We start from the raw sequence: 14,592 nt of genomic DNA on the forward strand, positions 1-14,592 counted from the left end.
GGTTTCGCGACGCCCGTACGCGGTTTGCCTCAGAAACGGTCCTTCCTGCCGCGGATCTCGGCGAAAACCTGGATGTCGGTGGCGCCGGGCATGTTGATGGCCTGTTTCACCTCGGGGCGCGAGGCGCGCAGGAACGGGTTGGTGTCGAGTTCTTCACGCAGGCTGACGGGTACGGTCGGCTCGCCCTTGGCCCGCAGGGCGTCGATGCGGGCGGCGCGGGCCTCGAGTGCGCCGTTGCCGGGCTCGATCGTCAGCGCGAAGCGGGCGTTCGCCTGGGTGTACTCGTGGCCCGAGTAGACCAGCGTCTCGGGCGGGAGCGCGGCGAGCTTGGAGAGGCTTTTCCACATCATTTCGGGCGTGCCCTCGAATATCCGTCCGCAGCCGAGCGCCATCAGGCTGTCGGCGGTGAAGACCGCGTGGTCCTGGGGAAAATGGAAGGCGATGTGCCCGACGGTGTGCCCGGAGACGTCCATAACCTCGGCGACCGAACCCCCGAGCGCGACCTTGTCACCTTCGCTCAGCGCGCGGGCCAGCGGCGGCAGGCGGTGGGCGTCGGCCTCGGCGCCGAGAACGCGGGCGCCGGTGGCTTTGCGCACTTCCTCGACCCCGTCGACATGGTCGTTGTGGTGGTGAGTGATCAGGATCAGGTCCAGCCCCCAGCCGCGTGCGCGCAGCGCGGCGAGGATCGGCGCCGCCTCGGGCACGTCGACCACGGCGGTCTCGCCCTTCACGCTGTCGCGCAGCAGGTAGGCGTAGTTGTCACTGCGGCAGGGGATGGTTACGATTTCCAGCGACAAGGGGATACCTCCGGTAAGATGGGCGCTTCATGCACCTAGATGTGGTCGATCTGAGAGCGTTTTACTACCGGACCAAACTTGGCCGGATGGCGCAACGCGTCCTGCAGGAGGAGTTGCGACGCCTGTGGCCCGAGACCAAGCACATGACGGTTACGGGATTCGGGTTTGCAAATCCTTTCCTGCGTCCCTTCCTCGCCGACAGCCGCCGGGTGATCTCGCTGATGCCGGGACAGCAGGGGGTGATGGCCTGGCCGCAGGGCGTCGCCAATCATTCGGTTCTGGTCGAAGAGACGAACTGGCCGATCACGGCGGGATCGGTGGACCGGTTGATCGTGGCGCACGGGCTGGAGACTTGCGAGCGGGCGAACGCCCTGATGGAAGAAGTCCACCGCGTCCTCGCGCCAGGCGGTTACGCGGTCTTCATAGTGCCCAACCGCTCGGGGATGTGGGCGCGCCGCGAGACGACGCCGTTCGGCTATGGCCGCCCCTACAGCACAGGGCAGGTCGAGAGCCTGCTGCGGAAGCACAATTTCGTCCCCGAGCGGCACACGGCGGCACTTTATACGCCGCCCAGCCACAAGCGGTTCTGGCTGCGGACCGACCGCATATGGGAGGGGCTGGGCCGGCGGCTTGACGCCCAGATGTTGGCGGGCACGCTGCTGGTTGAGGCCAGCAAGCAGGTCTACGCCACGCCGCGGCGGGGCACGCCGGTGACGGTGCCGGGCCCGCTGGAAGTGCTGGAGGGGCTGACCCAGCCCAAGCCCAAGCCGGCAACCGGACGCGCAGCCTGTCCGGCCGCCGCCCGCGCGGCAATGGATTCGCCCGGTTGACGGCCATGCTGCACCTGCGATGGTGCAAAGCGTCGCAGGTTTTCCGCCGGTGCGCCGCGCGCCCTTGAAACATGGGTCTCCGGCCCCACGCGCCGAACCACAAGCATTCTTGCCACCTCGGGAACGCTCTGCTATCACCGCGCCGATTTCGCCGGGGTTGTCACCGATCCCGCCTGCATGCGGGCGCGGGCCTCAAGCCCCTTCGCCGCCTACAAGAAACGGAGTAGCCCTTGTCCGACTCTGGTTCCCTGACGTCCGGCATTTCCGGCCGCTACGCGACCGCGCTGTTCGAACTGGCCCGCGAGGCCGATCAGATCGACGGTCTCGAGGGTGATCTGAACGCTCTGGAAGGGGCGCTGAACGAAAGCGAAGACCTGCGCCAGCTGATCAGCTCGCCCGCCTATTCCCGCGACCAGCAGGGCCGGGGCATGGCCGCCGTGGCCGAGAAGATGGGCCTGTCCTCGCTGACCGCCAACACGCTGGGCCTGATGGCCATCAAGCGGCGCCTGTTCGCGCTGCCCGCCGTGATCCGCGACGTGCAGAAGCTGATCGCCGATCACCGCGGCGTCGTCACCGCCGAGGTGCGCGCCGCCAGCCCGCTGAGCGACGAGCAGTCGAAGGCGCTGGCCGCCGCGCTGCACGAGGCCGCGGGTCGCGAAGTCAAGATCAACACCACCGTCGACGAAAGCCTCATCGGTGGTCTCGTCGTTCAACTGGGCTCGCGCATGATCGACACGTCGGTCCGCGCCAAGCTCGACAGTCTGAAAAATGTCATGAAAGAGGTCGGATAAATGGCGATCCAAGCTGCAGAGATCTCTGCGATCCTCAAGGAGCAGATCAAGAACTTCGGCCAGGACGCCGAGGTCGCCGAGGTTGGCCGCGTGCTGTCCGTCGGTGACGGCATCGCGCGTGTGCACGGCCTCGACAACGTGCAGGCCGGCGAGATGGTCGAATTCCCCGGTGGCATCCGGGGCATGGCGCTGAACCTCGAAGTCGACAACGTCGGCGTCGTGATCTTCGGCTCCGACCGCGACATCAAGGAAGGCGACACCGTCAAGCGCACGAACTCGATCGTGGACGTGCCGGTGGGCAAGGAACTGCTGGGCCGCGTCGTCGACGCGCTGGGCAACCCGATCGACGGCAAGGGCCCGATCGAGGCGAAAGAGCGTCGCGTCGCCGACGTTAAGGCGCCGGGCATCATCCCGCGCAAATCGGTGCACGAACCGATGGCGACCGGCCTCAAGGCCATCGACGCGCTGATCCCGATCGGCCGCGGCCAGCGCGAGCTGATCATCGGCGACCGTCAGACCGGCAAGTCGGCCGTGGCTCTGGACGCCGTCCTGAACCAGAAATCGGTCAACGACACCGACGACGAGAGCAAGAAGCTTTACTGCGTCTATGTCATTGTCGGCCAGAAGCGCTCGACCGTTGCGCAGCTGGTGAAGAAGCTGGAAGAGACCGGCGCGATGGAATACTCGCTGGTGGTCGCCGCGACCGCCTCCGAGCCCGCGCCGATGCAGTACCTGGCGCCGTACTCGGCGACCGCGATGGCGGAATTCTTCCGCGACAACGGCATGCACGCCCTGGCGATCTACGATGACCTGTCGAAACAGGCCGTCGCCTACCGCCAGATGTCGCTGCTGCTGCGCCGTCCGCCGGGCCGTGAAGCCTACCCGGGTGACGTTTTCTACCTGCACTCGCGGCTGCTGGAGCGTTCGGCGAAGCTGAACGAGGACTTCGGTGCCGGCTCGCTGACCGCGCTGCCGATCATCGAAACCCAGGCCGGCGACGTGTCGGCGTTCATTCCGACCAACGTGATCTCGATCACCGACGGCCAGATCTTCCTGGAAACCGAGCTGTTCTACCAGGGCATCCGCCCCGCCGTGAACACCGGTCTGTCGGTGTCGCGCGTCGGTTCGTCGGCTCAGACCAAGGCGATGAAGTCGGTTGCCGGCTCGATCAAGCTGGAACTGGCCCAGTACCGCGAGATGGCCGCGTTCGCGCAGTTCGGTTCGGACCTCGACGCCGCGACCCAGCGCCTGCTGAACCGTGGTGCGCGCCTGACCGAGCTGCTGAAGCAGCCCCAGTACTCGCCGCTGACCAACGCCGAGCAGGTCGTCGTGATCTACGCCGGTACGCACGGCTACCTGGACAAGCTGCCCGTCGGCGACGTGCAGCGGTTCGAGCGGGGTCTGCTGACCCACGTCCGCGCCAACAACCAGGACCTGCTGGCCGACATCACCAACAACGACCGCAAGGTCGCCGGGGATCTGGAAGAGGCGATCAAGGGCGCGATCGAAGAGTTCGCCAAGGACTTCGCCTGATCGTCGCCTGACTGACCCCTCGGAAGGAGAGACTGGCCGATGCCAAGCCTCAAGGACCTGAAAATCCGGATCGACAGCGTCAAGTCGACGCGCAAGATCACCAAGGCGATGCAGATGGTCGCAGCTGCGAAGCTGCGCCGCGCCGAGGAGAATGCGCAGGCTGCCCGGCCCTATGCCGAGCGTATGAACGCCGTGCTGTCGAACCTGGCCCGGGGCGCCAAGAGCAGCCCCACCGCACCGAAGCTTCTGACCGGAACCGGTCAGGAGCAGACCTACCTGCTGATCGTCGCCACCGCCGAGCGCGGCCTGTGCGGCGCGTTCAACTCGTCGATCGTGCGTCTGGCCCGCTATGAAGCCCAGAAGCTGCTCGGCCAGGGCAAGACGGTCAAGATCCTGACCGTCGGCAAGAAGGGCCGCGAGCAGCTGCGCCGCGACCTCGGCGATCACCTGGTCGGCCATGTCGACCTGAGCGACGTGAAGCACGTGGGCTACGACAACGCCCACGGGATCGCGCAGGACGTGCTGACGCGCTATGCGGCGGGTGAGTTCGACGTCTGCAAGATCTACTTCAACACCTTCCAGTCGGTGATCTCGCAGGTCCCGACCGCCACGCAGCTGATCCCGGCGACCTTTGAGGCTGCCGAGGGCGAAGCCGCCGCGAAGGCCACGCTCTACGACTACGAGCCGGACGAGGACGCCATTCTGGCGGACCTGCTGCCGCGCTCGATCGCTACGCAGATCTTCACCGCTCTGCTCGAGAACGCCGCGTCCGAACAGGGCGCACGGATGAGTGCGATGGACAACGCCACGCGGAACGCGGGCGAGATGATCGACAAGCTGACGATCCAGTACAACCGCTCGCGTCAGGCGGCGATCACCAACGAACTCATCGAGATCATCTCGGGCGCGGAAGCGCTCTAAGGGACGGAGACACACATAATGGCAAATGCTGTAGGCAAAATCACACAGGTGATCGGCGCGGTTGTCGACGTCCAGTTCGACGACCACCTCCCCGAGATCCTCAACGCGCTGGAAACCGACAACAACGGCAACCGGCTGATCCTGGAAGTCGCCCAGCACCTGGGTGAGGCGACCGTGCGCTGCATCGCCATGGACTCGACCGAAGGTCTGGTCCGCGGTGGCAAGGTGACGGACACCGAAAGCCCGATCACCGTTCCCGTGGGTGACGCGACCCTGGGCCGCATCATGAACGTCGTCGGCGATCCCGTGGACGAGAAGGGCCCGGTGGAAGCCGCCGAGAGCCGTCCGATCCACGCCGAGGCCCCGGCCTTCGCCGATCAGTCGACCTCGACCGACATCCTGGTCACCGGCATCAAGGTCATCGACCTGCTGGCCCCGTACTCGAAGGGCGGCAAGATCGGCCTGTTCGGCGGCGCCGGCGTCGGCAAGACGGTTCTGATCCAGGAACTGATCAACAACATCGCGAAAGTGCACTCGGGCTACTCGGTCTTCGCCGGTGTGGGCGAGCGGACCCGCGAGGGCAACGACCTCTACTACGAGTTCATCGAATCGGGCGTCATCAACGCCGACGATCTGACGAAGTCGAAAGTGGCGCTGGTCTACGGCCAGATGAACGAGCCTCCGGGGGCCCGTGCCCGCGTTGCGCTGACCGGCCTGACCATGGCCGAGCAGTTCCGCGACCAGTCCGGTACCGACGTTCTGTTCTTCGTCGACAACATCTTCCGCTTCACTCAGGCGGGTTCCGAGGTGTCGGCGCTTCTGGGCCGTATTCCTTCGGCGGTGGGCTACCAGCCGACCCTGGCGACCGACATGGGCGCCATGCAGGAGCGGATCACCTCGACCAAGCGCGGCTCGATCACCTCGGTGCAGGCGATCTACGTGCCCGCGGATGACCTTACCGACCCGGCGCCTGCGACCTCGTTCGCGCACCTCGACGCCACCACGGTTCTGTCGCGCGCGATCTCGGAGCTGGGCATCTACCCGGCCGTTGACCCGCTCGACTCGACCAGCCGTATTCTCGACCCGGCCGTCGTCGGCGAAGAGCACTACGAAGTGGCCCGTTCGGTGCAGGGGATCCTTCAGCGCTACAAGTCGCTGCAGGACATCATCGCGATCCTCGGCATGGACGAATTGTCGGAAGAGGACAAGCTGACCGTGGCCCGCGCCCGGAAGATCCAGCGTTTCCTCAGCCAGCCGTTCGACGTGGCCGAAGTCTTCACCGGCTCGCCCGGCGTCCAGGTGCCGCTGGAAGACACGATCAAGTCGTTCAAGGCCGTCGTCAACGGCGAGTACGACCACCTGCCGGAAGCTGCCTTCTACATGGTCGGCGGCATCGACGAAGTGGTTGCCAAGGCCGAGAAACTGGCTGCCGAAGCGGCCTGATCGGTCCACACCCAATCCCGTGCGGCCTGCCTTCGGGCGGGCCGTCGGTTCCACTTGAAGCCCTGCGCGCGCCGGTCTAGACCTCCCGCCGCAGGCAACGCCGAACCAAGCTCAAGGGGCATAACATGCGCGTCGACATCGTCACTCCGGAACGCCAGCTCGTCTCGACCGAGGCGGACCGCGTGCAGCTTCCCGGCACCGACGGCGACATGACGGTGATGGAGAACCACGCTCCCACCGTGACCACGCTGCGCCCCGGCGTCGTGACCATCGGCAGCGACAGCTATGTCGTCACCGGCGGCTTTGCCGAGATTTCGGAAGGCGGCACCTCGATCCTGGCCGAACAGGCCGTCCCTCGCGCCGAGGCGAACCGCGAGATGCTGGAAGAGGTTCTGCGCGACGCGCAGGCCGCAGTGGATGCTGCCGAGGACAAGATCGGCGCCCGCCAGCGCATCAACGACCTGTCGGAGCTGATCAAGCAAATCGGCTAACTCCGAGATAGCGCCGCGTCTATCACGTATGGGCGCTTATCATTGAACCGAAGACTTTTTCCTATGGCGTAGATCTTGGTAGCATTCAACATTGGCATTGTCGCTCAGCGAGGATGGCTGGAAGAACAGGCCTTGATGTTCGCGTTGTCATTCTTCCGGTTTAACCGTGACAATGACATCAAGCTGATTGTGTGTACGCCAGAAGACGGGCCCGAATGGAATGGCCCGGTCGATATTCGGGGCGGTGAGATCGCGGCGGAACTCGTAGATCTCGGAGCGGAGATCAGGGGGTTCAGGAACGCGAGGTTCGGATCGCGCTACCCCCACTCGAACAAAATCTATGCGCTCTCAGCGCTTCCGCCCCGAGAGCCATTTCTGTTTCTCGACACAGACTTCGTTATTACCGGCGATCTATCGAGACTGTCTTTCGATTTTGATAGGCCCTCAATGTACGCTGGGAGGGCGACTTGGCCGAGTGTTGAGAACAATAGTATCGAACGCGACCGAATCTGGGAATCGCTGTATAGGAAATTCGGTCTGACGACCGAAGGTTGGATCAGGGAACATCAACCCCCAGGCGCCTTGAAGCGCTATCCCTATTTTAATGCCGCCCGCTTCTATTATCGGCGCGCTGATGTGGTTTTTGATAGCTATCGCAGGGTAGCCGAGGCTATCGAAGACGCTCCGCCGCCGGAACTGGAGGGGCAAACGCTTTACCCTTGGCTTGATCAGATTTCGCTGCCGATTGTGATGCGTTCTCTGAACGCCGATAAGCGCCATTATAATATGGATTATTTTTTGAACCCGGTGGCTCATCACTATCATGTGGTCGTGACATTGTTTCTTGATCGCCACCGCGAGAAACTACTGATGGCGCGCGAGTTTGCGTCAGACGATAGATGGCGGGAGTACTTCATAAACTCGAGGATCTTCTCTCAACTTGCAGATGATGAGAAGTATAATGAAATATTGGAGTTTGCGGATCGTGAGGTATTGAAGCCTTCCGAGTTCGGCAAGCGGATGCGGGATGCCGGGTACTGGCTTCGTTGATCAGTACACTAGCTGGCCGAAAAGTGTGGGACCATGAGCAGTCGACTTGATTTTATCGTGTTCGGTGTCGGGCGCAGCGGAACGACCTCGGTCAGTCGGTACATCTCGGCCACTGAGCAATTCCACTGTGGTATCGAGAGATTTCATGTTGGCGTAGATCATTCCACCCTCCGGGTGCCGTTCGCCTTTTTCTCGGATGAGCACTTGCCCCGTGGACACGCGAACTTCAAGTTCTCCGAACGGGATCTATTCGAGAAGAATGTCCGGATTCTGCGCTACGGCAACAAGCTGCCGACGTACTTCTATCGTCTGAAGGGCGTCCTTGGTGAGATTGGCGTTCCGAAGGGAATTCTTTGTGCACGCGCGATACGAAGCGTCGGCTTGTCGTTCAATACACGAGCTGCCAGCATAAAGGATGGATGGCCGAAGGGACGTACAGCGTTGTTTGCTGCAGGCGATGCCATGATCCTCATCCATGCTCTACGATCCATCGAGGATGAGAAAATCCTGGTTATGCCCTATCCCGCAATCTTGAAAGACTGGGAAATGGCGACCCGGAAGATGTTGGAGTTTATCGATCCTGACATTATTCCAAGTTTCCGAAAGCCAGTATTGGAAGATATTCAAAAACACTACCAAGGACTTAAACAGAAAGCTAAGGCCGAACTGTCCGGCACTGACAAAGTTGCGATTGAAGCCGTTGAGCAAGCTGGTTTCGACGACCTTCTGCTCCGCGAAGAAGCCTATCCGCTGGACGAGATTAGAGACCGGTTGGATGCCGTGGCACAAGCTTTGCCAATAGATCCCATTGCCTTTGTCGAGGCTGCAGCGGCAAAGCACGAACTGCCCGAGGTGCGTGAGTTTCTGCCGGTTTGGCTGAAGCGGGTCCGACGTTCACAAAAGGAACTTGGCCTGAGCTGAGCTCCGGCCAATCCCAATGGCTCAGGCCGCCGGGTAGGCGACCTCGTAGATCGGCGCGATCGTGTCGACCTTGAACAGCGACGAGACCGATGTGCCGTTGGCGATGTTCTGGATCGCCTGGGCGAAGATCGGTGCGGTCGGGATGATGCGGATGTTCCGGGCGGCGCGGACCGGGGCCGTCGGCTCGATGCTGTCGGTGATGACCAGCGACTTCAGGGCCGACTTGGTCACGCGCTCGACCGCCGGGCCGCTCAGGACGCCGTGGCTGATGTAGGCGTGGACTTCCGTGGCGCCTTCGGACTTCAGCAGGTCGGCGGCCTTGCACAGGGTTCCGGCGGTGTCGCAGATGTCGTCGACGATGATGCAGGTGCGATCCTTCACCTCGCCGATGACGGTCATCGAGGCGACTTCACCGGGCGCCGAGCGGCGCTTGTCGACGATGGCGAGGTCCGCACCGATACGTTCGGCCAGTTCGCGGGCGCGGGCCACGCCGCCGACGTCGGGCGAGACCACGGTGATCTTGTCGAGCGCCTTGAAGTGGTGCCGGATGTCCAGCGCGAAGACCGGCGCGGCGTAGAGGTTGTCCACGGGGATGTCGAAGAAGCCCTGGATCTGCGCGGCGTGCAGGTCCATCGTCAGAACCCGCTCGATCCCGGCCTCGGTCAGCAGGTTGGCGACCAGCTTGGCGCTGATCGGCGTGCGGGCCTTGGTGCGGCGATCCTGGCGGGCGTAGCCGAAATAGGGAATCACAGCGGTGATCCGGTTCGCCGAAGAGCGCCGCAGCGCGTCGGCCATGATCAGCAATTCCATCAAATTGTCGTTAGCCGGGTTCGACGTCGACTGGATGATGAACATGTCTTCCGAGCGGACGTTGTCGTAGACCTCGACGAAAATCTCGGCGTCATTGAACCGCTCGACGCGGGTTTCGACCAGTTTCACCGCCTCTCCGCGGTGAAAGGTCATGCGCCGGGCGATCGCCTCGGCAAGCGGCCGGTTGGAGTTTCCGGCGATCAGCTTGGGCTGGGTCTTGAGCATCAGGGCCTCGGGACTGCTGGGGGACGGACGCCGCCCCATTAGCACCCCAGCCCGCCCTTGCAAAGTCTCGCGCGAAAACCATGATGCGCCCGAAGACCAGAACGATCACCGCAGAAGACAGAGGGCCCCATGGCGCGCATCGACTATTACCTGTTCACGCTTTCGCCGTTCACCTACCTCGCCGGTAACCGGCTGGAGGAGATCGCCGCGAAGCACGGCGTCGATATCGAGTACAAGCCCTTCGCCCTGCCGAAGGTGTTCGAGGCCCACGGTACGCCCGCGCTGCCCCAGCGGCACGAGACCCGCAAGACCTATCGTCTGACCGAGATTGCCCGCATCGCCGAGATGCACGGCCTGCCCGTCAACGTGCAGCCGAAGCATTTCCCGACCAATCCCGTGCCGTCCTGCACGGCGATCATCTCGGCGCAGATGTTTCATGCCGATACCGGCAAGGGCGACGTCGGCAAGCTGGTTCAGACCTTCCTGCGCGCCTGCTGGGCCGAGGAGAAGGACATCGCTGAGGATCACATCGTCCGCGAATGCCTCGTGGCAGCCGGTTTCGACGCAGGCATTGCCGATCGCGACATGCTGAGCGCGGTCGAGATCTACGAGAAGAACACACAGGACGCACTGGACATCGGCGTCTTCGGTGCGCCGACCTATTATTGCGACCACGAACTGTTCTGGGGCCAGGACCGGCTGCCCTATCTCGACCGCAAGCTGTCGAAGGGCTGACGGGCCTCAGACGGCCTTCAGGGCCGCCACGAAGGCCGCGATCTCGGCCTCGGTCGTCGCCCAGCCGCTGACGAGGCGGGCGGCGACCGGGGCGTCCCCGGCGCCGTCGAGCGACGCGCCAGCTGGCCAGAGGTGGTATCGGGCGCCCGCGGCCTGAAGTGCGCGGTGCACGTCTGCGTGGGCCTCGAAGAAGACCATGTTGGCATCGGGCGGGTAGAGTAGGGTGACGCCGTCTACGCTGGTCAGGGCCTCGGCCATGGCTCCGGCGCCCGTGTTGGCCTGTCCTGCAAGTTTCAGCCACAAATCGTCCGCGAGATACGCCTCGAACTGCGCCGACAGATAGCGGTATTTCGAGAACAGGTGCCCGGCGCGCTTGCGCCGCAGTTCGAATTCCCAGGCCATCGAGGGGTCGAAGATCACAACGGCCTCGGCCGCCAGAAGTCCGTTCTTGGTGCCGCCGAAGGACAGCACGTCGACACCCGCCTTCCAGCTCATTTCGGCCGGGCTGAGGTCCAGCGAGACCAGGGCGTTCGCGAAGCGCGCGCCATCCATATGCACCGGCATTCCCGCATCGCGCGCCTGCCCGGTCAGCGCCATCAACTCGCCAAGCGAATAGACCGTTCCGGTCTCGGTCGCCTGGCTGATCGACAGCGGGCCGGGTTGCACCGCGTGCACGAAGCCCTTGCGGTTGTTCGCGATCGCGCGGGCCAGCGCGCGCTCGTCGATCTTGCCGTTCTCGCCCGGGACGTGGGTCAGCTTGGCGCCGCCGGTGTAGAACTCGGGCGCGCCGCACTCGTCCTCCTCGATATGGGCGATCGGGTGACAGAGGATGGTCTGATAGGGATCGCAGACCGTCGCGAGGCCCAGCGCGTTCGCTGCGGTGCCGGTGGCGACGAAATAGACGGCAGCCTCGGGGGCCTCGAATATCTCGCGGATGCGGTCGCGGACGCGGGTGGTCAGATCGTCACCGCCATAGGAGCCGGCATAGCCCTGGTTGGCCCGCGCCAGCGCCTCCAGCACCGACGGGTGGGCGGGGCCGGAGTTGTCGGATTCGAAATGCATCACTGAAGTCCTTCCACGATGTAGTCTTCAAGGTCGTCCTCATCGACCATGTCCTCGGACACCATGTGCCCGGCCAGCGAGATCCCCGCCTCGTGCACGCTTTCCGCCCGCCCCGAGACCAGCGGGTGCCAGGGCTCCAGCGGGCGGCCCTCGGCCATCAGCCGGTAAGCGCAGGTCGAGGGCATCCAGTAGAGGATGTGTTCCAGCACCTCGGGCGAGATCACCACGCAGTCGGGAACGATCCGCTTGCGGTGCTTGTAGTTGGTGCAGCGGCAGGTCCCGGTGTCCAGCAGCTTGCACGAGACGTTGGTGTACTCGACCTCGCCAGTGTCCTCGAACTCGATCTTGCGCAGGCAGCACTTGCCGCAGCCGTCGCACAGCGCCTCCCACTCGCGCGGGGTCAGCTCGTCGAGCGTGAAGCGCCGCCAGAAGCCGTCGCGGACGCCGTCGCGATTGATGGGGTCATCGGTCATGGGGCGCAGATAAACGCGGAACGGCCAGAAGGGGAAGGGGGGCTCAGGCGGTTTCCGCCAGCACCCGGCGGATCCGCGCCACGTCGGCGTTCATCTGCGCGATCAGCGGCTCGACGCCCTCGTAGGCGAGTTCGGGGCGGATGAACTCGACCAATGCGACCGAGACCTCGGCGCCGTAGAGATCACCGCTGAAATCGAGGACGTAGGTCTCGAGGTTCGGCGCGTTGACCCCGAAGGTCGGCCGCACGCCCAGCGAGGCCGCGCCGAGGTAGCTGCCCTGATGCGGGCCGGTGAGTACGTCGAAAAGCACCGCGTAGACGCCGAAGCGGGGCAGGTGCAGCCCTTCGAGCGTCAGGTTGGCGGTCGGAAAGCCCAGGTCGCGCCCGCGCTGATCGCCCTTGCTGACGGTGCCGTCGATCCGGTGCCAGTGTCCCAGCATCTGCGCGGCGTGACGCGGGTCGCCCTCGTAAAGCGCCTGTCGGATCGCGGTCGACGAAAACTCGGTGTCGCCCTTGCCGATCAGCGGCGCGATCTCGACGCTGAAGCCGTGTTCTGCGCCGAGCTTTTCCAACAGCGCCACGTCGCCGCCGCGCTTGGTGCCGAAGCGGAAATCGGCGCCGACGACGACGTGCCGCACGCCGAGGCCCTCGACCAGTACCTCGGTCACGAAGCGCTCGGCGGGCAAGGCGGCGAGGTCGGCGTTGAAGGGCAGCTCGTAGAGCTGGTCCACGCCGAGTTTCGCGAGCCGGTGAGCGCGTGTCTCGGCGTTCATCAAACGGAACGGCGGGGCATCGGGGGCGAAGAAGGCGCGGGGGTGTGGCTCGAAAGTGATGATGCCGAGCGCGCCATGCAGGCGTTCTGCCGCGGCGCGGGCGCGGTCGATTACCGCGCGGTGGCCCAGGTGCACGCCGTCGAAGTTGCCGATGGCGACACTTGCGCCCCGGTCCTGTGCTGCGAGGTCATGGTAGCGGAAGTGGCGTCTCATGGCCCCCTTGGGCGGGGCCGGCGCGGCTGGCCCCTCAGTCGAACTTGCGGCTGGGCGCGAGCACCAGCGCCTCGCCCTTCAGGACCTCCGTATCGCCCACGCGGCACAGACAATCAAGCGTGACCCGGCGCCGTGAATGGTCGATCTCGGCGACGGTGACGCAGGCCGTCACGCGGTCGCCGGGACGTACCGGGGCGAGGAACTTCAGGTCCTGTTTGAGATAGACGCTGCCATGTCCCGGAAGCTGCTCGCCGATCACCGCCGAGATCAGGCTGGCGGTCAACATGCCGTGGGCGACGCGACCGGCGAATATCGTGTCGCGGGCGTAATCCTCGTCCAGATGCACGGGGTTGTGGTCGGTGGAGACCTGCGCGAACAGCGCGATATCCTCGTCGGTAACGGTTTTGGAGACCGAGCGGGCCAGCCCGATCTCCAAATCCTCGATGCAGATCGTCCCGCGCATCTGGTTGTCGTGCGGTCGGTCCAGCATCCCATCCTCCCCGGACTTGGGTCCGTGAAAGTGGTGTAGCCGATTCCGCAGTGCAGCGCAACAAAATTACACTAATTTTCGTGCGCAAATTGCTGGCTTGTCGGAATTATATTCCGCGCAAGATATTCAGCGCAGGTGGCCGATGGCGGCGGTGGGGGAGAGCTCGGCATCCTCCAGGAAGCCGAGCAGCGCTTCGCGATCCGGCTCGCCGTTGCGCATCCCGGTTTCCCGCGCCGCAAGCCCGCCGGCGATGAAGAGCGTGTCCAGATCCTCGCCTACGCCGCCGCGGATATCGGTCTCGATACCGTCGCCGATACAGAGGATCTCGGTGTCGCGCACGCCGCCGCGTCCGGTCTGCTCGGCGCGCATCCGCGCCAGTTGGTATATCGGCGCGTGCGGTTTGCCGAAGTAGTGCGACTCGCCGCCCAATTCGGCATAGAGCGCGGCCAGCGCCCCGGCGCACCAGATCCGCTGGTCGCCGACGTCGACCATCACGTCGGGGTTCGCGCAGAGCAGCTTCAGCCCCCGGGCCTTGGCGCGCATCAACGTCAGCTTGTAATCCTCGGGCGACTCCGAACGGTCGTCGTAGAGCCCTGTGCAGATCACGCCCTCGGCCTCCTCCAGTGGCACGCGCTCGACGTCGATCGGGGTTCCGTCTTCGTTGTGGAAAAACGGCAGGTCACGCTCTGGTCCGATGTGGAAAACCTTGCGCCCGAACAGCCCCGCCGCCATCGCAGCCTGCGCCGCATCGCCCGAGCTGGCGATGTCGTCGTAGCAGTCCTCGGGCGCACCAAGTTCAGCAATCTGTGCACGGACCGAACGCCGGGGCCGCGGAGAGTTCGTCACCAGGATCACCGAGCCGCCGCCCTGGCGAAACTTCTGTAGCGCTTCCACGGCAGCCGGGAATACCTTTGTGCCGTCGTGCAGGCAGCCCCAGAGGTCGCAGAACAGGACGCTGTAGCGATGCGAGATTTCCTCGAGCGAGGCGATGATCTGGGTCATGGCGAACCTTGTGGGCTGAGATATGCGGACAAG

16 protein-coding genes are annotated in these 14,592 nt (G+C 64.4%); 9 read left to right on the forward strand and 7 right to left on the reverse strand.

The genetic code is table 11. The features are described 5' to 3' along the window. Positions 1-29: 29 nt before the first annotated feature. Positions 30-797 carry a hydroxyacylglutathione hydrolase gene (gene gloB, locus ACW9UR_RS00730; protein ID WP_458914976.1) on the reverse strand — a complete coding sequence of 256 codons (768 nt, stop codon included), beginning with the start codon at positions 795-797 and terminating at the stop codon, positions 30-32. 29 nt (positions 798-826) lie between these two features. On the opposite strand from gloB, the gene ACW9UR_RS00735 reads away from it, so the two are divergent. The 8 genes from ACW9UR_RS00735 to ACW9UR_RS00770 all read left to right on the forward strand — a co-directional run bounded on the left by ACW9UR_RS00735 (position 827) and on the right by ACW9UR_RS00770 (position 8,777). After that, positions 827-1,627 (forward strand): class I SAM-dependent methyltransferase, encoded by an 801-nt coding sequence (locus ACW9UR_RS00735; RefSeq protein WP_458914977.1) that lies wholly within the window; start codon positions 827-829, stop codon positions 1,625-1,627. Between the two features lie 230 nt (positions 1,628-1,857). Next, on the forward strand, positions 1,858-2,418 hold the full coding sequence (locus tag ACW9UR_RS00740; RefSeq protein WP_458914978.1) for a F0F1 ATP synthase subunit delta: 561 nt from the start codon (positions 1,858-1,860) through the stop codon (positions 2,416-2,418). Continuing rightward, on the forward strand, positions 2,419-3,951 hold the full coding sequence (atpA, locus tag ACW9UR_RS00745; protein WP_458914979.1) for a F0F1 ATP synthase subunit alpha: 1,533 nt from the start codon (positions 2,419-2,421) through the stop codon (positions 3,949-3,951). A 39-nt stretch (positions 3,952-3,990) separates the two neighbouring features. After that, complete coding sequence (locus ACW9UR_RS00750) at positions 3,991-4,872, forward strand: F0F1 ATP synthase subunit gamma (RefSeq protein ID WP_458914980.1); 882 nt, start codon at positions 3,991-3,993, stop codon at positions 4,870-4,872. An 18-nt stretch (positions 4,873-4,890) separates the two neighbouring features. Continuing rightward, positions 4,891-6,315: a F0F1 ATP synthase subunit beta gene (atpD, locus tag ACW9UR_RS00755; protein WP_458914981.1), complete on the forward strand. Its 1,425-nt coding sequence runs from the start codon at positions 4,891-4,893 to the stop codon at positions 6,313-6,315. A gap of 125 nt (positions 6,316-6,440) precedes the next feature. Then, entirely contained in the window at positions 6,441-6,806 is a 366-nt protein-coding gene (gene atpC / locus ACW9UR_RS00760; RefSeq protein ID WP_458914982.1) for an ATP synthase F1 subunit epsilon, read from the forward strand. Between the two features lie 75 nt (positions 6,807-6,881). Beyond that, on the forward strand, positions 6,882-7,856 hold the full coding sequence (locus tag ACW9UR_RS00765; RefSeq protein WP_458914983.1) for a hypothetical protein: 975 nt from the start codon (positions 6,882-6,884) through the stop codon (positions 7,854-7,856). A gap of 33 nt (positions 7,857-7,889) precedes the next feature. Further along, positions 7,890-8,777, forward strand: a complete 888-nt coding sequence (locus ACW9UR_RS00770) for a hypothetical protein (RefSeq protein ID WP_458914984.1) — start codon at positions 7,890-7,892, stop codon at positions 8,775-8,777. Between the two features lie 21 nt (positions 8,778-8,798). Here ACW9UR_RS00770 and ACW9UR_RS00775 read toward each other — a convergent pair whose 3' ends face one another. After that, positions 8,799-9,812 (reverse strand): ribose-phosphate pyrophosphokinase, encoded by a 1,014-nt coding sequence (locus ACW9UR_RS00775; RefSeq protein WP_458914985.1) that lies wholly within the window; start codon positions 9,810-9,812, stop codon positions 8,799-8,801. A gap of 129 nt (positions 9,813-9,941) precedes the next feature. Between ACW9UR_RS00775 and ACW9UR_RS00780 the strand changes: the two genes are divergently transcribed. Continuing rightward, a complete protein-coding gene (locus ACW9UR_RS00780) occupies positions 9,942-10,547 on the forward strand; it encodes a DsbA family protein (protein ID WP_458914986.1) in 606 nt (201 codons plus the stop codon). A gap of 6 nt (positions 10,548-10,553) precedes the next feature. On the opposite strand, the gene ACW9UR_RS00785 is transcribed toward ACW9UR_RS00780, so the two are convergent. From ACW9UR_RS00785 to ACW9UR_RS00805, 5 genes are all read right to left on the reverse strand, one after another. Further along, complete coding sequence (locus ACW9UR_RS00785; protein WP_458914987.1) at positions 10,554-11,609, reverse strand: threonine aldolase family protein; 1,056 nt, start codon at positions 11,607-11,609, stop codon at positions 10,554-10,556. Continuing rightward, a complete protein-coding gene (locus ACW9UR_RS00790; RefSeq protein ID WP_458914988.1) occupies positions 11,609-12,082 on the reverse strand; it encodes a YcgN family cysteine cluster protein in 474 nt (157 codons plus the stop codon). The genes ACW9UR_RS00785 and ACW9UR_RS00790 overlap by 1 nt, the downstream gene beginning before the upstream one ends. Before the next feature lie 43 nt (positions 12,083-12,125). Next, positions 12,126-13,067 carry a bifunctional riboflavin kinase/FAD synthetase gene (locus ACW9UR_RS00795; protein WP_458914989.1) on the reverse strand — a complete coding sequence of 314 codons (942 nt, stop codon included), beginning with the start codon at positions 13,065-13,067 and terminating at the stop codon, positions 12,126-12,128. A gap of 34 nt (positions 13,068-13,101) precedes the next feature. Beyond that, the gene (locus tag ACW9UR_RS00800) at positions 13,102-13,557 is read right to left on the reverse strand and encodes a MaoC family dehydratase (protein ID WP_458914990.1); all 456 of its coding nucleotides are present in this window, start codon (positions 13,555-13,557) and stop codon (positions 13,102-13,104) included. Positions 13,558-13,683: 126 nt separating this feature from the next. Then, positions 13,684-14,559: a TIGR01459 family HAD-type hydrolase gene (locus ACW9UR_RS00805; RefSeq protein WP_458914991.1), complete on the reverse strand. Its 876-nt coding sequence runs from the start codon at positions 14,557-14,559 to the stop codon at positions 13,684-13,686. Positions 14,560-14,592: the final 33 nt, after the last annotated feature.

It is taken from the genome of Halovulum sp. GXIMD14794 (assembly GCF_054457455.1).